The 18,413-nt window shown below is 63.0% G+C and carries 14 protein-coding genes and 2 tRNA genes; 8 read left to right on the top strand and 8 right to left on the bottom strand.

Annotated elements, in window-relative coordinates:
• Positions 1 to 3: 3 nt before the first annotated feature.
• Positions 4 to 858, top strand: a complete 855-nt coding sequence (locus tag MA04_RS11765) for a universal stress protein (RefSeq protein ID WP_163127680.1) — start codon at positions 4 to 6, stop codon at positions 856 to 858.
• Positions 859 to 911: 53 nt separating this feature from the next.
• On the opposite strand, the gene MA04_RS11760 is transcribed toward MA04_RS11765, so the two are convergent.
• On the bottom strand, positions 912 to 1,328 hold the full coding sequence (locus tag MA04_RS11760; protein ID WP_080531027.1) for a DUF4399 domain-containing protein: 417 nt from the start codon (positions 1,326 to 1,328) through the stop codon (positions 912 to 914).
• Positions 1,329 to 1,544: 216 nt separating this feature from the next.
• On the opposite strand from MA04_RS11760, the gene gltX reads away from it, so the two are divergent.
• The 3 genes from gltX to MA04_RS11745 all read left to right on the top strand — a co-directional run bounded on the left by gltX (position 1,545) and on the right by MA04_RS11745 (position 3,329).
• A complete protein-coding gene (gltX, locus tag MA04_RS11755; protein WP_262460610.1) occupies positions 1,545 to 3,035 on the top strand; it encodes a glutamate--tRNA ligase in 1,491 nt (496 codons plus the stop codon).
• 137 nt (positions 3,036 to 3,172) lie between these two features.
• A tRNA-Ala gene (locus MA04_RS11750) sits at positions 3,173 to 3,248 on the top strand.
• Between the two features lie 5 nt (positions 3,249 to 3,253).
• A tRNA-Glu gene (locus MA04_RS11745) sits at positions 3,254 to 3,329 on the top strand.
• Positions 3,330 to 3,393: 64 nt separating this feature from the next.
• On the opposite strand, the gene MA04_RS11740 is transcribed toward MA04_RS11745, so the two are convergent.
• Positions 3,394 to 6,528, bottom strand: a complete 3,135-nt coding sequence (locus MA04_RS11740; protein ID WP_262460609.1) for an error-prone DNA polymerase — start codon at positions 6,526 to 6,528, stop codon at positions 3,394 to 3,396.
• A 107-nt stretch (positions 6,529 to 6,635) separates the two neighbouring features.
• On the opposite strand from MA04_RS11740, the gene MA04_RS11735 reads away from it, so the two are divergent.
• A complete protein-coding gene (locus MA04_RS11735) occupies positions 6,636 to 7,217 on the top strand; it encodes a peroxidase-related enzyme (protein ID WP_262460607.1) in 582 nt (193 codons plus the stop codon).
• A gap of 202 nt (positions 7,218 to 7,419) precedes the next feature.
• On the opposite strand, the gene MA04_RS11730 is transcribed toward MA04_RS11735, so the two are convergent.
• Both MA04_RS11730 and MA04_RS11725 read right to left on the bottom strand, forming a co-directional pair.
• Positions 7,420 to 8,844 carry a Y-family DNA polymerase gene (locus MA04_RS11730; protein WP_262460605.1) on the bottom strand — a complete coding sequence of 475 codons (1,425 nt, stop codon included), beginning with the start codon at positions 8,842 to 8,844 and terminating at the stop codon, positions 7,420 to 7,422.
• Positions 8,841 to 9,587, bottom strand: a complete 747-nt coding sequence (locus MA04_RS11725; protein WP_163127687.1) for a hypothetical protein — start codon at positions 9,585 to 9,587, stop codon at positions 8,841 to 8,843. The genes MA04_RS11730 and MA04_RS11725 overlap by 4 nt, the downstream gene beginning before the upstream one ends.
• A 143-nt stretch (positions 9,588 to 9,730) precedes the next feature.
• Between MA04_RS11725 and MA04_RS11720 the strand changes: the two genes are divergently transcribed.
• Complete coding sequence (locus MA04_RS11720; protein ID WP_163127689.1) at positions 9,731 to 10,366, top strand: gluconate 2-dehydrogenase subunit 3 family protein; 636 nt, start codon at positions 9,731 to 9,733, stop codon at positions 10,364 to 10,366.
• A complete protein-coding gene (locus MA04_RS11715; RefSeq protein ID WP_163127691.1) occupies positions 10,363 to 11,910 on the top strand; it encodes an FAD-dependent oxidoreductase in 1,548 nt (515 codons plus the stop codon). Before MA04_RS11720 ends, MA04_RS11715 begins: the two co-directional genes overlap by 4 nt.
• Here MA04_RS11715 and MA04_RS11710 read toward each other — a convergent pair.
• Positions 11,891 to 12,412, bottom strand: a complete 522-nt coding sequence (locus MA04_RS11710) for a hypothetical protein (RefSeq protein ID WP_262460603.1) — start codon at positions 12,410 to 12,412, stop codon at positions 11,891 to 11,893. The genes MA04_RS11715 and MA04_RS11710 overlap by 20 nt on opposite strands.
• A 114-nt stretch (positions 12,413 to 12,526) precedes the next feature.
• Here MA04_RS11710 and MA04_RS11705 point away from each other — a divergent pair, with 114 nt between their 5' ends.
• Entirely contained in the window at positions 12,527 to 12,958 is a 432-nt protein-coding gene (locus MA04_RS11705; RefSeq protein ID WP_163127695.1) for an acyl-CoA thioesterase, read from the top strand.
• Positions 12,959 to 13,157: 199 nt separating this feature from the next.
• Here MA04_RS11705 and MA04_RS11700 read toward each other — a convergent pair whose 3' ends face one another.
• From MA04_RS11700 to MA04_RS11690, 3 genes are read right to left on the bottom strand one after another with little or no spacing between them, the layout of a single operon-like run.
• A complete protein-coding gene (locus MA04_RS11700; RefSeq protein ID WP_262460601.1) occupies positions 13,158 to 14,384 on the bottom strand; it encodes a hypothetical protein in 1,227 nt (408 codons plus the stop codon).
• Between the two features lie 4 nt (positions 14,385 to 14,388).
• Positions 14,389 to 16,356: an acetoacetate--CoA ligase gene (locus MA04_RS11695; RefSeq protein WP_262460599.1), complete on the bottom strand. Its 1,968-nt coding sequence runs from the start codon at positions 16,354 to 16,356 to the stop codon at positions 14,389 to 14,391.
• Positions 16,353 to 18,359: an acetyl/propionyl/methylcrotonyl-CoA carboxylase subunit alpha gene (locus MA04_RS11690; RefSeq protein ID WP_262460597.1), complete on the bottom strand. Its 2,007-nt coding sequence runs from the start codon at positions 18,357 to 18,359 to the stop codon at positions 16,353 to 16,355. Before MA04_RS11690 ends, MA04_RS11695 begins: the two co-directional genes overlap by 4 nt.
• Positions 18,360 to 18,413: the final 54 nt, after the last annotated feature.

Below are 18,413 nucleotides of genomic sequence, written 5' to 3'. Positions count from 1 at the left end.
AACATGAGCAAAGTCGTTGCCTGTATTGATGGGTCAGTGGCCGCCAGCGCGGTATGCGATGCCGGGGTTTGGGCCAGCCGGCGCCTGGACGCGCCGCTGAAGCTGCTGCATGTGCTTGACCAGCAACGTTATCCGAGCACGCCCACGGACTTGAGCGGGTCCTTGAGCCTGGGCGCCCGTGAACATTTGATGGAAGAGCTGGCCGATCTGGATGCCCGCCGTAACCGGGTGGCCATGGAGCAGGGAAAATTGATGCTGGACGCGGCCAAGGCCCGGGCGATGGACAAAGGCATCGACGATCCGGAGTTGCAGCAACGCCATGGGGACTTGTTGGAAAGCCTGCTGGCGCTTCAGGACGAGACCCGTCTGCTGGTGATCGGGCGGCAGGGCACCGAGCATCAGGGGGCGTCCGCCAAAGTGGGGGACAACGTGGAGCGGGTGGTTCGAGCGGTCTACCGGCCGATACTGGTAGTGCCCGAGACGTTCGCCGAACCCGAGGTGATCATGCTGGCGTTCGATGGCAGTGATACTTGCCGCAAGGGGGTGGAAATGCTGGCCGCCAGTCCGCTGTTCCGTGGTCTGGATTGTCATCTGGTGACCGTTGATGATGGCCAGCATGCCCGTCACGAAGAACTGGCCTGGGCCGGGGAACGCTTGTCCGCCGGCGGTCATCAGGTCTTCACTTCCATCCTGGAAGGCGAGGTGGAGCCGGCATTACATCGTTATCAACAGGAGCATGGTATCGAGCTGCTGGTGATGGGGGCTTACGGCCATTCCCGTATCCGGGAATTCCTGCTGGGCAGTACCACCAATGAAATGCTGCGAGAGGCGAGGGTGCCGCACCTGCTGTTGCGCTGACCCCGGAGAAAGGAATACTGCGGCGAGGTGGAATGCCCCGCCGCGGCAGCGATTTATTTCACCGTGATGGTGATTTCCTCGCTGGTGATGGAAGGCTCGAACGGCACGTGTCGGGCATCGCCCATGATCAGTTGCAGGGTATGTTCGCCCGGTGGCAGATCCAGCGTGGTTTCGGTCTGGCCGCCGCCGAAATGGCGCACGTTGTCATTGCTGGGCAGAGGTTGATCCTCGTTCACCGCCTCCTTCAGATCCACCAGGAGGTGGTGGTGCCCGGTGTTGTCCTGGGTGACGCCGGCGGGGGCCACGCCCATGCCTTTGAGACCGAATTTCACGGTGACCGGCCCGGAGACGGTGTCGCCGTCCTGCGGCGTGATGAAATACACTTCGGCTTCGGGCGGCGCGGGAGTGCGCTCGATGGCGGTGGCGAACGGTGCCAGCACCAGCAGCGCGGCGGTCAGTAGTACTTTCATTTCAGGCCCTCCTTGATTACGGCGAAGAAAGTAACAGCGTCAAAGCCGGCCAGTATGGATTGATTATCAGACGGACCGGATACAAAAAGGTCCTCCTGTTGCCGTTTTTTGTCAAATGGGGAAGGCGCTGTTCGAGCGGCCCGCGGCGGGTGAATAGCATGTCGGCGTGCCGGCAAATGCCGTATAATGCCGCCTTTTTCCGGCCGTGGAGTTGTCATGACCGTTCGTACCCGGGTAGCCCCGTCCCCCACCGGCGATCCCCATGTGGGCACCGCCTACATTGCTTTGTTCAATCGTTGCTTTGCCCGTCAGCACGGTGGTCAGTTCATTCTCAGGATCGAGGACACCGACCAGGTGCGCTCCACCGCGGAGTCGGAGCAGGCGATCCTGGATTCCCTGCGCTGGCTGGGGCTGGATTGGGACGAGGGGCCGGACGTCGGTGGCCCTCACGCGCCTTACCGCCAAAGTGAGCGCGGCGATATCTATCGTCAGTACGCCGAGCAATTGGTTCAGGCCGGCCACGCCTTCAAGTGCTACCGCAGCGCCGAGGAACTGGACACGTTACGTGCCCGGATCAAGGAGAGCGGTGAAAACCGGGCATTGAAACCCCGTGATCTGGAGCTGGATGAAGCCGAACAGTCCCGCCGTGAAACGGAAGGGGCGCCTTACGTGATTCGCATGCGGGTGCCGGAGGATGGCCGCTGCGCCATCGAGGACATGCTGCGCGGCACCGTGGAACTGGATTGGGCCCTGGCCGACGCGCAGGTCCTGCTGAAATCCGATGGCCTGCCCACCTATCATCTGGCCAATGTGGTGGATGACCATCTGATGGGCATCACTCATGTGCTGCGTGGTGAGGAATGGCTGAACTCCGCGCCGAAACACAAGCTGCTGTATGAGTATTTCGGCTGGGATATGCCGGTGCTGTGCCACATGCCGCTACTGCGTAATCCGGACAAATCCAAGCTCAGCAAGCGCAAGAACCCGACCAGTATCAATTTCTATCGTCGCATGGGCTTCCTGCCGGAAGCGCTGGTGAACTACCTCGGTCGCATGGGCTGGTCCATGCCCGATGAACGTGAGCGCTTCTCTCTGAGTGAGATGGAAGCGGCTTTCGACATCAACCGCGTGTCCCTGGGCGGGCCGGTGTTCGACGTGGAGAAACTGAGCTGGCTCAACGGCCAGTGGCTGCGGGACCTGTCCGATGAACAGTTTCTGCAACAACTGATGGGCTGGGCTTTCAATCGGGACTACGTGATGCAGGTGCTGCCGCACATCAAGCAGCGGGTGGAAACGCTGAGTGACGTGGTGGACAAGGCCGGCTTCTGTTTTTCCGGGATGCTCACCATCAGTGAACAGGATTTCGAGCATAAGCAGTACAGCACCGAGGATATGAAGGAATGGCTGCAGTTTTTCCTCTGGTCCTGCGAGGCCCAGCGCAGCTGGAACCGGGATAATCTGTTCGCCGACGCCAAAGTCCTGGCGGATGCCCTGGATGTGAAAATCCGTGACTTCCTGTTTCCGGTGTTCGTGGCCATCGCCGGCACCAGTGCCAGTTTCTCGGTGGTGGACAGCATGGGGTTGCTGGGCGCGGATATCAGCCGGGCGCGATTGCGGCACGCGGTGGAGGTGCTGGGCGGGGTCTCCAAGAAGCAAACCAAGAAGCTGGAGAAAGCCTATGCGGGGCTGTTATCCCAGGCCGATTAAGATTCCGGCAATTTGACCAAGGGATGAACAGACGGGGCAAAAACCGTGAAAAACCGCCGCTAAGTGCTTGACAGGATAGGGCCCCTGGGTAGAATACGCCGCACCACACGGGACGCACATACCGGTGGTCACAATCTGGGGCTATAGCTCAGCTGGGAGAGCGCTACAATGGCATTGTAGAGGTCGGCGGTTCGATCCCGCCTAGCTCCACCAAATACGTCCCCTTCGTCTAGTGGCCTAGGACACCGCCCTTTCACGGCGGTAACAGGGGTTCGACTCCCCTAGGGGACGCCACTACAAAAACCCTCGCTCATTGAGCGGGGGTTTTTGCTTTGGGGCGGATACTCTTGCTGCCTCCTTAGCGAAAATCCCGCGACTTGATATTCAATTCCCGCAGCGCATCACCGGCGTCGATCAAGGCTCCCGCCATCAGGTGCACGATGCCTTCCGGACTGATTTCCAGAGTGCCTTTGACGATCACCAGAGGGCTGCGCAGCAGGGTTTTGCGGAACCGCTCCTGAATGGCATTCCAGATCACCACGTTGGTGTTGCCGGTCTCATCCTCCAGTGTCATGAACAGCGCGCCTTTGGCGGAGCCGGGTCTTTGCCGATTGGTCACCAGCCCGGCGACCCGGATCAGTTGCCCCGGCCGGCCCCGCTTCAATTCCCGTGCCCGGCGGCAGCCGCGAAAGCGGGGCAGATGGCGGACCAGGGCCATGGGGTGCCGGCCCAGGGTCAGACCCAGGTGACGGTAATCCTGCAGCAGATCAGCGTGCTCCGAAGGGGCGTCGAGGTAGACCCCGTCATGGTCCTTGCCGGTACCGCGCTCCGTTTCAAGCAATGGGCGTGGCGCTTCCAGTCCCTGGATTTCCCAGTGGCCCTGGTGGCGGTGGCCGCTGAGCGCGCGCAGTGCGTTACCGGCCACCAGTGCTTCCCGTTCCCGCTGATTGAGACGAGCCCGCTGACACAGATCACGCACGCTGCTGAAGGGGCGTTCGGCGCGGGCCTGTACCAGGCGCTCGGCGGCTTCCGGATTGAACCCTTTCAACTGACGAAAGCCCAGCCGCAAGGCTGGCTGTACCCCGAGCTTTTGTCTTTGTGTCTCTTCCAGAGTGTGGTCCCAGTGGCTGTGCCGTACGTCCAGGGGGCGCAGTTCAATGGCGTGGCGGCGCGCGTCCTGGAGGATTTGCGAGGGGCTGTAAAAGCCCATCGGCAGGCTGTTGAGCAAGCCGCAGTAAAAGGCGCTGGTGTGATGGCGTTTGAGCCAGGCGGACACATACACCAACAGGGCGAAACTGGCGGAGTGGGATTCCGGGAAACCGTAGCCGCCGAAGCCCTTCATTTGCTCGAACAGGCGCTGGGCATAATCCTCACTGTAGCCGTTGGCGCGCATGCCCTGGATCACCTTGTCCTGGAACTGCATCAGCTCGCCGCTCTTGCCCCAGCGGGCCATGGCCCGGCGTAACTGATCCGCCTCGCCGCCGGAGAATTTCGCCGCCACCATGACCAGTTGGATCACCTGCTCCTGAAAGATGGGGATGCCCAGGGTGCGTTTCAGTACCGCTTCCACTTTCGGGTCCGGGTAATCGGGTTCTTCCAGACCGTCGCGGCGGCGCAAATAGGGATGCACCATGTCGCCCTGAATCGGGCCGGGGCGGACGATGGCCACCTCGATAACCAGATCGTAGAACTTGCGTGGCCGCAGCCGTGGCAGCATGTTCATCTGCGCCCGGGACTCCACCTGAAAAACCCCCAGACTGTTGCCCTTGCAGAGCATGTCGTAGGTGGCGGGATCCTCGGTGGGGATGTCCTGCATGATCAGCGGCCGGCCGCGGTAGTGACCGACCAGATCCAGGGTTTTGCGGATCGCGGTGAGCATGCCCAGGGCCAGTACGTCCACCTTCATCAGCCCCAGGGCTTCCAGATCGTCCTTGTCCCATTGAATCACGGTGCGATCGGCCATGGCGGCGTTTTCCACCGGCACCAGCGTGGGCACCGGATCGCGGGTAATGACGAAACCGCCCACGTGCTGGGACAGATGCCGGGGAAAGCCGACCAGTTCAAACACCAGCGCCCGGTACTGCCGGCCCAGGGCGGTATCGCCCAGACCCACTTCACGGAACCGCTCCTGCAGATCGGCGGGTTTGTCCCACCAGGCCAGATTGGCGCTGAGCCGCTCGATGATCGACAGATCCACGCCCAGCGCCCGGCCCACGTCGCGCACCGCCGAGCGAGTGCGGTAGTGGATCACGGTGGCGGCCAGGGCGGCGCGGTCCCGGCCGTATTTGCGGTACAGGTACTGCATCACCTCCTCGCGGCGCTCGTGCTCGAAGTCCACGTCGATGTCCGGTGGTTCCCGCCGTTCCTTGGAAATGAAGCGCTCGAACAGAAGCTGGCTGCGGTCGGGGTCCACCTCGGTGACGCCGAGGCAGTAACACACCGCGGAATTGGCGGCGGAACCGCGGCCCTGGCAAAGAATGCCCTGGCCGCGGGCGAAGGCGACGATGTCGTGGACGGTGAGAAAGTAATGGGCGTATTCCAGTTCACGGATCAGCGCCAGCTCCCGCTCCAGCAGGGCCTGTACGGAGGCGGGTACGCCATCGGGATAACGTCGCGCGGCGCCTTGATGGGTGAGGGCGGCCAGATAATCGTCGGCGTTCTGACCCGGCGGCACGACTTCTTCCGGATACTGGTAGCGGATGTCGTCCAGCTCGAACTCGCACTGGTCGGCGATCCAGGCCGCCTCGCGCAGCAGGGCTTCCGGGTAAATTCCGGCCAGGGCTTCCAGCGGGCGCAGATGCCGCTGATCATTCTGGAACCGGCGCCGGCCCAGCTCGTACACCGAAGTGTTCAGCCGCAGAGCGGTGAGCACATCCTGCAGCCTTTGCCGCTCGGCGCGATGATAATGCACATCGTTGGCGGCGCTCATGGCCAGATCGAAACGTTGCGCCAAGGCCAGACAATATTGATAGTGGAGGGCGTCGTTACGATCCTGCAGCAGTTCGCAGGCAAGCCAGAAGCGATCGCCGAAATGGGCCTGGAGCAAGGTGGCATGATGGGGATCGCGGCCGTCGCCGGCAGGGAACCACAGACACAGGGCATGGCGCTCCAACCGTGTCAGATCCCGCCAGTGCAGTTGGTATTTTCCTTTTTCCGCCCGTCGCCGTCCCTGGGTGATCAAGGTGGCGATTTCGCCGTAGGCGCGCCGGTTCCTGGCCAGTAACACCAGATGCAGTGCGCCCTGGTCGGTATCCAGATGGAAAGCGCTACCAATGATCAGTTTCAGGGTGGTGCCGCTGCCGTCCCGCAATGCCTTGTGCGCCCGCCAGGCCCGCACCACTCCGGCCAGGGAGGCGTCATCGGTGATCGCCAGAGCCCGGTAGCCCAGTTCGTGGGCACGTTGCACCAGTTCCTCCGGCTGGCTGGCGCCGGTGAGAAAGCTGAAGGCGCTGGTGCAGTGTAGTTCGGCGAAGGGCAGGGCGTCCGGGGTCATGGGTGACTCCCCGGCACCTCTCGGTCCCGCCGTCGAGGGATGGACATCAACCTGACGTTAACGTTAACTGAAGTGCCTGTTTCATTCGTTTGCCTTGGGATATCGCCATGACTCTGAATAACAAACGCTTTCCCATACCGGAAAGTCTGGACAACCTGCCTGAAGACATCCGCGAGGTGATTCTTGGCGTGCAGGAAAAAGCCGGTTTCGTGCCCAACGTGTTTCTCATGCTGGCCCGCCGTCCGGCGGAATTTCGAGCTTTTTTCGCCTATCACGATGCTCTCATGGAACGCGAGTCCGACACCCTGAGCAAAGCGGAAAAGGAAATGATCGTGGTCGCCACCAGCGCCCGGAATCACTGTCTGTACTGTGTGGTGGCCCATGGCGCTTTGCTGCGGATCTACAGCAAGAATCCGTTGGTGGCGGATCAAGTGGCGATCAACCACCGCACCGCGCCGATCAGCGAGCGTCATCGGGTGATGCTGGATTTCGCGTTTCATCTGGCGCTGGAACAGGGGGAGATGAACGATCAATGGGAGGCCCGTCTGACCGACGCGGGCTTCACCAGCGAAGACATGTGGGACATTGGCGCCATCGCCGCGTTTTTCGGCATGTCCAATCGCATGGTCAATCTCACGGGAACACCGCCCAACGAGGAGTTCTACCTGATGGGGCGGGTGCCACGTTGACGGGAAACGCTGGCACGCGAACACGCTGGCACGCAACACGTGGAAGCCTCTGTGGTCGAAAGGGTCATCCTCTTTCCGTTGGCAAAAGGCTTTCCCGGCTGTCCACAGAGTTAGTAAGCATGGCGTGTAAGCGTGTTGCGTGCCAGCGTGGTCGAGCGGTGGCCGGGTGATAACCTCCGGGATAACCGTATGGCCCCAGGCCCTAGAAAAACCCATGTAACCACCACTGCTGCCGGGCATCCTGGAACAGCCAGCAGCATTCCCCCTGGGGATGATGCGCCAGCCGATAGTGGCGGGGCATCGTTCCCCGCCAGGGCTGGCTGAAACGCTCCTGTTGCGGAAACAGCCGCAGGGGGCGCCCCCGCCATACCGGGACACCGTTGTCCTGGTGCAGTCTCAGCGGGGATTCCAATAACCACAGAGGACGATCCTGATCAGCCTGATCATTTTCATGCTCCCGTGGTTTCACGCCGAACGGCGGCTGACGGCATTCGTTGTATTCCGGCAGGTGATCATCGGCCAGAGCCGGGCGATAAAGCACCAGTCCCGGAGTGTCCACCAGCTTTTCCAGCAGGCCGGTCAGCGGAGCGCGGGCTCCGGGTTCCGGGAACAGGGCGGCAAGGCCGGGGTTCAACGGTCGTGGCCGGCTGGTATCCAAGCCCAGTCCCAGTACCGCGCCGTCCAAAGGCTGGTTCTCCAGGCGCCTCAGGCTCAGATCGAGCCAGCCAGCGGCGTCATGGGCCGGTCGGGCCCGACGCACCAGCAGAGTATGCCGTTCACGATTGTCCAGACGCAGATGCCAGCGTATCGCCAGCACCTGCTCCTGATAGCGCCTCAGGTGCTGTTCCATCTGTTCGAGCAGCGCCGCCATGGGGATCTTGAGCAATGCCTGATCGTTCACCGGATCATCGAATTCCCGCTGTTCCCGGAATGGTGTTGGAGCGGGAATTGCCCGGCGCACGTCCGCTTTCTCTGCGAGCAGGCGTTGCAACCAGTCCAGAAAAGAAGCGCCGAATCGTTTGCCGAGCGCGGCCCGCGGAAGTGCGAACAGATCGCCGAGGGTATGAAAGCCAGGGGCCCGCAGACGTTCTTTCACGGCATCTTCCAGGGCCAGGGTGTCGATTGGCAGAGTAGCCAGCCAGGCCTGGAAACGGCTGCGCTCGGGTAGGTGTTCAAGGGTGGGCAGCTCGGTGAGATGCCAGGCCGCCAATGGTGTGGGGCCAAGGCCCAGATGGCTGGTTAGCGGGCAGTGCAGGCGGTATTGATCCACTCGTGACAGCAACCCTTCGAAGCCGCCGAACAGGCTCAGGCAGCCGCCGACTTCCAGCAGCAGAGTATGGGGGGGCGCCAGGCACACTTGTGGCGTTATGGCCAGCAAGTGACGGGCCTCCCGCAGCAAAGCCCGTTCCTCCTGCTGGGGATCGGCTTGTTGCACCTGTAGGTCGTCGCATAAAGCACGCGCTGTGCCCAGGCGTAATCCGGCGCTCACTCCGGCGCCGCGGGCGGCGGCATTGGCCAGGGTGATCCGCTGCTGCCGCACCAGTACACGGGGTTCGGGGCTGGGGCCATCCACGGCTTCCAGAGCCAGCAAGGGAAAATGCAGGGCCAGCCACAAAGGGGGATTCATGGACGGACCTCCGATGTTGGCGCCGGCAGCGCCGGCAGAGAGGGCGCCGTGGCGGTCTCCGGGCGGCGGGTCAGGGCCGCCATGGTGGCGCAGGGCGGCGGGGGCTGGCGCAGATGCTCGGGCAGCACCACCAGCTGGCACTGCTGACCGTGGCGGCCACCGGGCTGCTTGCCAACGGTGACGGTCAGTTCGCCGGGTTGATCGGCGTCCAACAGCAGACGCAGAGGCGCCGGGCTGGGCTGTTTCGAGGCCCTTCGCGGGCGCACCAGCAGAAACAGACAACGGCCCTGTTGCGCGGCCATGTGCAGACGACGCAGAGTTCCGGCGGGCAGGGCGCCGCCCGGTGCCCACAACACCAGGCTGTCCAGAGTGTCGCTGGAGGCGGCTTCCAGGCAGGCACGCAACAGCGTGGAGCGTTCCCGGGCCTGTAGCACCAGGATTTGCTCTAGCGGCAGCCCGGCCCGCTTCAGGGCAGCGGCGGAAGGCCGGGCCGGGGGATTGGCGATGATCCGGGCGCCGTCCTCACGGCGACGCAACAGGGGCAACAGCAAGTGCAGCAATGACGGACAGGGCAGTGGACAGAGCAGTTCCACCAGCCCCTGGTTGGGCCAGCCACCTTGCCAGAGCAGGCGATCCAGGGCCGGGAAACCGGTGTGCCGGCGTTCTTCGCGGGCCGCTCCCCGGCCGGGGCCTTGCCAGGTGTCCTGGCGACGAAGCAGTTGTTGCAGGGCGTCCGCATTCATGAGGTAAGCATCCGATTACTGTTCTTATGTACAGTATTCCGATGTGCCGATCGGGTCAATCCGTCCGCTGGCCGGTATACATATTGTCTCCCACTCCGGAGCTGACTATGTTGAGGGCCTGATTCCCTTCCATGAGTGCGACGATGACACAACAATACAGCGCGCCGCCGGGGCCGGAGTGGCTGCAACGAGGCTTGGCGCGCCGCCGTTTTCTCAAATGGACGCTGACCGCCAGTGCCGTGATGGCCGGTGCCGCCGCAGGCGGATTTCTTTGGCTGCGCCGTTCCCCCCTGGACCGGCAGCGGATACCGGATTGGGCCGACGAACTCAGCCCCGGGGAGTTTCTGCTGCTCGACCGTTGCCGGCGGGTGCTATTGCCCACCGAAGGGCGGGACCTGCCGGATACCGAAACCGTGCCGGTGGTGGCCAACGTGCAGCGCACGCTGTCGTTGCTGGCGCCGGCACTGCGGCAGCAACTGTCCCAGGGACTGGGATTGTTCGATAACGCCGCGGTGTTCCGCCATGGCAGCCGCTTTGTCGATCTCGACGACGAAACGGCGCGGGATTATTTCGATCGCTGGGGGCGGGGGCTGGTGTTGCAACGAACCCTGGCCACGGTGATCAAGCAACTGGTGTACAGCGCTTATTGGCGCGACGAACGTACCTGGCCGGCTCTGGAATTCGACGGTCCGGTTTCGGATCGCTGGGGATTGGCGTATCTGGGAAACGCGCCGATGCCGGAGGACGATGGGGATGTACAGACGGGGATACCGGAATGACAACGGCACTTTGGCGGGACTCCGGTCTGGCGGTCACCCAGGCGAAGGACATCCATGAGCCGCGATTGAATTTGCAGGCGGATGTGGTGGTGGTCGGCTCCGGCGCTGGCGGTGCCGTGGTGGCCTATGAACTGGCACGGCGCGGCAAACGGGTGCTGGTGCTGGAAGCGGGGCCCTATGTGCCGTCGCGGGATTTCAGCGAACGCTTCCCGGAGGCCATGGAGCAGCTTTATCAGGATCACGGAGGTCAGACTAATCGCAGTGGCGATCTGCTGATCCTGCAGGGGGCCTGCGTCGGTGGCTCCACCGTGGTCAATGCGGGCGTCTGTTTCCGTACCCCGGACTTCATCCTGCGGGATTGGCAGCGGGATTTTGGGCTCACCGGTCTCACCCGCGACAGCATGAGGCCCTATTTCGAGCGGGTGGAAAAACACCTGGGCGTGCATGAAAACGGTGAGCATGAGATTGCCGCCCATGCCCGTCTGATCCGGGCTGGTGCCGATAAGCTGGGCTGGTCGGTGAAGCCGTTCCAGCGCAATATCCGCGATTGCGCGCTCACCGGGCACTGCCTGTCCGGCTGCAAGACCGAGCGCAAGCAATCCATGCTGGTCAGTTATCTGCCCTGGGCGGTGGCCCACGGCGCGCGCATTTTCGCCGACACCCGCGTCACCGGGATTCTCTCCGATAATGGTCGTGCCACCGGCGTCCGTGCCCAGGTCACCGGCATCGATGGTGAACCGGTGGCAGAGATGACGGTGACGGCGCCACGGGTGGTGCTGGCCGCCGGGGCGGTACAAACGCCGCTATTGTTGCTGCGCAGCGGATTGGCCAATGGCTCCGATCAGGTCGGGCGCCACTTCGCCTGCCACCCGTCGCTGTACGTCAGCGCCCGTTACCCGCAACCGGTGCACGCCTGGCGCGGTGCCATGCTCGGGGTCTACGTGGATCAATTCATGGCCCCGGAGGACGGCGGTTTCGTGCTTGAGGACGGTGGCGCCGGGATCGTGGAACTGTCGATGACGGCGGAGCCGGGCACCGGCGCGCCGTTCATGGATTTCATGGGAGAGGCCCGTTATCTGGCCGGGCTGGTGACCCTGATTCACGATCACAATGTGGGCCGGGTGCATTGGGACGGGGACCACAAGGTCATTGATTATCAGTTGGACGATATTGATTTCCCGTCCATGAAGAAGGCGCTGAAAGCCGCGGCGCGCCTGCACTTGGCCGCCGGGGCGGAGCAGGTCCATGTGCCCACCAGCGAACCGCTGGTAATACGCCGGGAAACGGACATCGATCCGATGGTGGAAAGCTTGGAGAACCAGCCGCACCATCTGCGCATGGTCAGCTATCACCCCCAGGGCAGTTGCCGCATGGGCGCGGATCCGGCCACCAGCGTGGTGGCGGAAAGTGGAGAAACCCATGAAGTGTCCGGGCTCTACATCGCCGATGCCAGCCTGCTGCCGACCTCGATCATCGTCAATCCGCAGATCACGGTTTACGCTCTGGCGACCCGCATCGCCGAGGCTATTGCTGCATCAGCCTGACGCGGTGCACGGTGCCGGGCACTTTATAGTCGAGAACGTCCTGCTCCCTGAGCATGCAGACGCCATGTTCAGGATTGAGGCGGCACCAGCGGGTCTGGTCGCCGCCGCCGGGTACCACGCTGAAACGGGTGGCGTAACCGCTTTCCTCATTCAGGCCCACCCACAGCTGGTTGAAACGCCAGCCGCATAAAGGGTCGTCGAAGCGGTCCAGATAGACCGTCATGCGATAATTCAATCCTTGCGGTTCCAACGGCACATCGGTGCCTACCTGACGCAGGGGACACTCCGGTTTGCTGGGCACGTACAGGGCTTCCACCCGCACCTCGCTGGCCGATAGCGCCGGCTCGATATCCAATAAATAAAGCCAGGTCTTGGCGGGTGCCGGGTTCAATTTCGGAGTATGGGGGGCAACGGTGACACAGGCGCCGAGCAGAGCGCTCAGCGTCAGCGGCACGATGAAGCGGAGGCCGGAACGGACGGTGGAGGAAGCGGCACTTTCCATGGCTTTCCCTGTGCGATGATCGCGACAACGCGGTGGCGTAAAGATCTTGAATGGGCTGTTAGGCTATCATTGCCATTCGCGGCTGTCGCGCCGCAAATCCACACAGGAGAAACCATGACTGACGCGAACACACGTCCGCTGCGGGACGCTTTTGGATATCTTTGCCCCCTGGATACCCGTTGGTCCGACAACGATCTGTACGGCCACGTCAACAACGTCACCTACTACAGCTACTTCGATTCCACCATCAACCGTTATCTGATCGAGCAGGGTGGTCTGGATATTCATCAGGGTGATGTGATCGCCTATGTGGTCAGCTCCGGCTGTGAGTATTTCGAGGCGGCGGCTTATCCGGAGTCCCTGGCGGTGGGCATGCGCGTGGACAAACTGGGTAACAGCTCGGTGCGTTATGGCCTGGCGGTGTTCGGCGCCGAGGGCTCTGCCAAGGCCCTGGGCCATGTGGTGCATGTTTTCGTCAATCGTGAAAGTGGCCGCCCCGTGCCGATTCCGGAACCGCTGCGTAAAGCGCTGGAAAAGCTGGCGTAAGAGGCTGGACGGGAAGGGGCAGGGAGCCTCTTGCCAAGGAAGGAGAGCCGGGGGTCAGCGTCCCAGGACACGGGAGAAGCACGGTCCTGGGACGCTGACCCCCGGCTCTCCACGAGCTCTGAAATCGTTCGCTTCGAATCACCCCCAGCTACGAAGCCCACTGTGGGAAGCTGCTTTAGCAGCGAATGGGCTGGTCAGATCACGGCACGGCGGATGAGAACCACAGTTCGGCGATGACGTAATACTCCTGCCCGAATGGCAGATCCTTCAGTAAAAAGCCCACTTCCGGCTCCTGGCCGGGAAACCGTTCTGGCGGATCCGGCCGCTGCATATCATCCTCGTAAATAAACCGCACCGGTGTATCGAAACCATCCAGAAAGTGTAATCGGGCGCGCAGGGCAAAACCCTTTCCGGTATCAAACCAGAGGGTGTTGTCCCGTGGCACTGTGCTGCCACGCATGGCCTGCTCCGTGTCACTGAGCACACCGTCCACCACCGCCTCCCGTGCCCCCGTCCAACTGGTACGCAGGCGCGCTCCCTGCAACCGATAGCCGTCCACGGTGATGCGGGCGCTGGGTTCGCGCAACACGGTGGCGGCCACCGCCGGCAGGGTAAAGCGGCTGTGCACCATCACGCTGTCGGCGCCAACGATGAAATAGTTATGTACGGTGAGCACACGCAATCCTGTCACCCGTACCCGGGTGGTGGCGTATACCAGCGTCGCCAGCGGGCCGGTGATGACCTGCCGGATCACCGGGTCCAGGTTGTCGTTGTCCAGAGTGACCCGTGCATTAGGTAACAACAGGCCCGCGCTGAGTCTCAACTTCAGGCCATCCAGCAAGGTGCCTTCACCGTCCCAGCCCTGATAAGTGAAATCCCCCCAGCGGAACAGATTGTCGTCAACAAAGGCGAGCCGGAAGCGGTCGCCCCTGATCGCCAAGGGCGTGCTTTCGAGCGTGGCCGCGGGGGCGAAAGTGGCGCGGGGCCGGGCTCGCAGAACATAGAAAACGCCGTCGCCGTCGCCGTCGCCGTGGGTAATGGGCAGCGTGGCAAGCACCTCCGCCGGCAAGGGCATGGGATGAACCTCTCCGGCGTCCCCGGAGCGCAGCAGCAAACGGTCTCCGGCGGCGACCCTGTCTACCGGAGCATCCCGGCGGGCGTCGTGATCTTCCTGGAAATAGGGCTGATGGCCCAGAGTCCAGGGCAGCCACTGATGCCGCACTTCATGAAAAGCGCCGTCCCGGTAGTGGACCAGCATCAACTGATCCCGGGCCGCTCCGATCAGCGGGCTGTGTGCATCGATGGGGAGAGTAAGCAGGGCTGCGTGGGCGGGAAGGGAGAAAACAAAGAACAACAGGCAGGCCAGCCCGCACCGTCCGCATCGCTCATATAAAAACAGCAACGCGGACGGCGTGGAGGCTGGCAACGGCTTATTCCGCCAGTTCCGGCCGGTTGGCGAAATGCGCCAGCGCATCCGGATTGGCCAGGGCGTTGCGGTTGCGGACTTCGCGTCCATGGACGATGTCCCTGACCGCCAGTTCCACGATCTTGCCACTGACAGTGCGGGGAATCTCCGGCACTTCCAGGATCACCGCCGGCACATGGCGCGGGCTGGCGCCGTCGCGGATGGTCTGGCGAAGGGTTTGTTTGAGATCGTCATCCAGGACCGCGTCCCCGGCCATCACCACGAACAGCACCACGCGCACATCGCCCTGCCATTGCTGGCCGATCACCACCGCCTCGCGAATCTGTGGCAGGGTTTCCACCTGGCGGTAGATCTCGGCGGTGCCGATGCGTACGCCGCCGGGGTTGAGCACGGCGTCGGAGCGGCCATGGATGATCAGGCCGTCGTGACCTTCGTGGGCAACGGTTTCGGCATAGTCGCCATGGGCCCAGATGTCCATGCCAAGGGAGGCGAAACGCTCGAAGTAAGCATCCTGGAAACGCTGGCCGTCCGGGTCGTTCCAGAACGCCACCGGACAGCATGGGAACGGCGTGCGGCACACCAGCTCGCCTTTTTCTCCGCTGACCGCCTGGCCGTCGTCGTCGAACACCGCCACATCCATGCCCAGCCCCAGACACTGCAGTTCACCGCGATAGACCGGCAGCATGGGGTTGCCGAGCGCGAAGGTGGAGATGATGTCGGTGCCGCCGGAAATCGAGCTGACCAGCAAATCCGGTTTCACTTTCTGGTAGAGGAAATCATAACTTTCGTGAAGTAACGGAGAGCCGGTGGAATACAGTACCCGCAAGGTTTCCAGACTATGGCTCTTGATCGGTTCAATGCCGGCCTTTTCCACCGCCTGCACGAATTTGGCGCTGGTGCCGAAGTGGGTGACGCCCTCGGTGTCGATCAGATCGAACAGCCGGGAAGCGTCCGGGTAGGCTGGGTTACCGTCGTACAACACCAGGGTGGCGCCGCTCTGCAGACCGCCCACCAGCCAGTTCCACATCATCCAGCCGCAGGTGGTGAAGTAGAACAATACGTCATCGGCGCCCAGGTCACCGTGCAGCCGGTGCTCCTTGGCATGCTGGATCAGCGTGCCGCCGGCGCCATGGATGATGCACTTGGGGGCGCCGGTGGTGCCGGAGGAATAGAGAATGTACAGCGGATGGTCAAAGGGCAGGGCGGCAAATGCCGGCGCCGGCCCGGCGGCGTCCAGCCACTCACTCCAGGGCAGGGCCGCATGCACATTGCTGGCCTTGCCGCGGCCGGGAATCACCACCAGCAATTCTGGTTTCAGTTGTTCGCGCAGGGTTTGCAGGCGCTCGCCCAGGTCGATCCACTTGCCGTTGTACTGATAGCCGTCGCAGGCGAACAGCACCTTCGGTTCGATCTGGCCGAAACGGTCGAGCACGCCCTGGACGCCGAAATCCGGAGAGCAGGACGACCAGATCGCGCCAATCCAGGCGGCACCGAGCGCGGCGATGATGGTCTCGATGCGGTTGGGCATATAGCCGGCCACCCGGTCGCCGGGACGCACGCCAGCATCGTGCAACTGAGCCGCCACCTGGCCGGCGGCCACGCGCAATTCGCTGTAGCTGATTTGGTGCCGCTGACCGGCCTCGTCCACGCTGATCAGAGCGGTGTGATCGTCATGACGGGGCAGCAGATTTTCCGCTGCATTCAGGCGGGCCTGGGGAAACCAGCGGTGGTCGCGGAAGCGTTCGGCCCGCTCCAGCACCTCGGCGCCTTTTTCGCCTTGCAGTGCGGAGAAGTCCCAAACCAGATTCCAGAACGCTTCCGGTTCGTTCACCGACCATTGGTGCAGGGCGCGATAGTCCGGCAGGGGCAGGCCGGACAGGGCACGGGCCTGTTGCCAGAAACGGTTCAGCGCACTGTGTTGCAGGCGCTGTTGATCCGGTTGCCAAAGCGGTTGTTGATCAAGGGTTGTCATTCTTGCTCCACTTCAAACTCCACCAGCAGGGTGCCCTCGCTGACGCTGTCACCGGTGCCCACGTTGAAACCATGAACGGTGCCGTTGTCGCCGGCGCGCAGGGTGTGTTCCATCTTCATGGCTTCCAGTGTAATCACCGCGTCGCCGGCGGCAACGCGGTCACCGGGATTCACATGCAGGGCGACGATGGTGCCGCTCATGGGGGCGGTGAAATCGCCGTGGCCTGCATCATGCTCGCTCTCCCGCGCCGGATGCAGGTCGACAGCATAGTCCTGACCGGCCACGAACAACCACAACCGTTCTCCCTGATCGACGAAGCGTCCGCAGAGGGTCATGCCGCCAGAGCCCACATCGTCAATGGCCGCATCGTCAACGCTCACATCGTCAAGGAGTGTGCCGCCATCGATGCCGAGATGGAAGCGCCCGCCATCGCTGTGGAACTGGAAGGGCAGAGGGACGCCGTTCACGCTGGCCTGATTGTCCTCGAGGATCACGATCAGATTCTCGTCCAGCACTTTGAGCGGCACCAGAGTCTGGCGCCGGCCTAACGGCCGCCAGCCGTTCAAGGCCTGCCAGGGATCGCTGCCGGTTGCCGGCCGTTGTACCACCAGCGCCGCGGCGGCCACCGCCAGAGCCGGTATCGGTACGCTCACCGGTTCCAGCAGATGCGGATGTTTCTCCAGCAGGCGGGTGTCCAGCTCCGCCTGGCTGAACGGCTCGCTGCTCAGCACCCGGTGCAGAAAGGCACTGTTATGGTGAATGCCACCGAGCATCAGGTTTTCCAGGCCGAGCACCAGACGGCGGCGGGCCTGTTCCCGGTCGGCACCGTGGCAGATCAGCTTGGCGATCATCGGATCATAGTGATCGCTGACCGTGTCGCCGGCCTCGAAGCCGGCGTCCACCCGCACGCCTTCCGGCCACACCAGGGGTTGCAGGGTGCCGGAAGAAGGCAGGAAATGCTGATAGGGGTTCTCCGCGTAGAGACGCACTTCCATGGCGGCACCGTGCCGCTGGATCTGGTCCTGGTGTTTCGGCAGCGCGCGCCCTTCGGCCACGGCGATCTGCCAGGCCACCAGATCCTCGCCGGTGATCATCTCGGTAACCGGATGCTCCACTTGCAAGCGGGTATTCATCTCCATGAAGAAGAATTCACCGTCCGGCGCCAGCAGAAATTCCACGGTACCGGCGCCGACATAGTCGATGGCGCGAGCGGCCTGCACCGCCGCTTCGCCGAGCCGTTCACGCAGCGCCTCGTCCAGCCCCGGGGCGGGAGCCTCCTCGATGATTTTCTGGTGACGGCGCTGTACCGAGCAGTCCCGCTCGAACAAATGCACGGCGTTGCCGTGTTGGTCGGCGAACACCTGCACTTCCACGTGGCGGGCGGTGGGCAGGTAGCGTTCCAGCAGCACCCGGTCGTCACCGAAGGCGCCTCTGGCCTCGCGGCGAGCGGAAGCCAGCGCTTCATCGAAGCGGTCCGCGCTTTCCACCACGCGCATGCCTTTGCCGCCGCCGCCGGCCACCGCTTTGATCAGCAATGGAAAACCAACCCGTTCCGCTTCGCTCGCCAGGGTGGCATCGTCGGCGCTTTCCTGATCGAATCCGGGCAGCACCGGCACCTTGTTTTCACTCATTAACTGCCGGGCGGCGGCTTTGTCGCCCATCACCCGGATGGCGTTGGCGCCGGGGCCGATGAAGATCAGGCCGGCCTCGTCGCAGGCGGCGGCGAACCCGGTGTTTTCCGACAAAAAGCCATAGCCGGGATGTACCGCCTGGGCGCCGGTGGCGCGGGCGGCGTCGATCACCTTGCCGATATCCAGATAACTGTCCCGGGCCGGCGCCGGCCCGAGACAAACGGACTGATCCGCCTCACGGACATGGGGCAGCTCGGCGTCGGCTTCGGAATAGACCGCCACGGTACGAATACCTTGTTCGCGACAGGTTCGGATGATGCGGCGGGCGATCTCTCCGCGGTTGGCGATCAGCAGTGTGGTGATGTTGGTCATTCTTATATCAGCCCTTTTATGGATCTCTTTATGACACTCCCGGGATTCGACAAC

Source organism: Alloalcanivorax balearicus MACL04 (assembly GCF_025532145.1).
Taxonomy (GTDB): domain Bacteria; phylum Pseudomonadota; class Gammaproteobacteria; order Pseudomonadales; family Alcanivoracaceae; genus Alloalcanivorax; species Alloalcanivorax balearicus.
This window is presented reverse-complemented; position numbering and strand designations above follow the sequence as displayed.

Coding starts and splice junctions, on each gene's coding strand:
- MA04_RS11765 (WP_163127680.1), top strand. CDS start 4: ATGAGCAAAGTCGTTGCCTGTATTGATGGGTCAGTGGCCGCCAGCGCG.
- MA04_RS11760 (WP_080531027.1), bottom strand. CDS start 1,328: ATGAAAGTACTACTGACCGCCGCGCTGCTGGTGCTGGCACCGTTCGCC.
- gltX (WP_262460610.1), top strand. CDS start 1,545: ATGACCGTTCGTACCCGGGTAGCCCCGTCCCCCACCGGCGATCCCCAT.
- MA04_RS11740 (WP_262460609.1), bottom strand. CDS start 6,528: ATGACCCCGGACGCCCTGCCCTTCGCCGAACTACACTGCACCAGCGCC.
- MA04_RS11735 (WP_262460607.1), top strand. CDS start 6,636: ATGACTCTGAATAACAAACGCTTTCCCATACCGGAAAGTCTGGACAAC.
- MA04_RS11730 (WP_262460605.1), bottom strand. CDS start 8,844: ATGAATCCCCCTTTGTGGCTGGCCCTGCATTTTCCCTTGCTGGCTCTG.
- MA04_RS11725 (WP_163127687.1), bottom strand. CDS start 9,587: ATGAATGCGGACGCCCTGCAACAACTGCTTCGTCGCCAGGACACCTGG.
- MA04_RS11720 (WP_163127689.1), top strand. CDS start 9,731: ATGACACAACAATACAGCGCGCCGCCGGGGCCGGAGTGGCTGCAACGA.
- MA04_RS11715 (WP_163127691.1), top strand. CDS start 10,363: ATGACAACGGCACTTTGGCGGGACTCCGGTCTGGCGGTCACCCAGGCG.
- MA04_RS11710 (WP_262460603.1), bottom strand. CDS start 12,412: ATGGAAAGTGCCGCTTCCTCCACCGTCCGTTCCGGCCTCCGCTTCATC.
- MA04_RS11705 (WP_163127695.1), top strand. CDS start 12,527: ATGACTGACGCGAACACACGTCCGCTGCGGGACGCTTTTGGATATCTT.
- MA04_RS11695 (WP_262460599.1), bottom strand. CDS start 16,356: ATGACAACCCTTGATCAACAACCGCTTTGGCAACCGGATCAACAGCGC.
- MA04_RS11690 (WP_262460597.1), bottom strand. CDS start 18,359: ATGACCAACATCACCACACTGCTGATCGCCAACCGCGGAGAGATCGCC.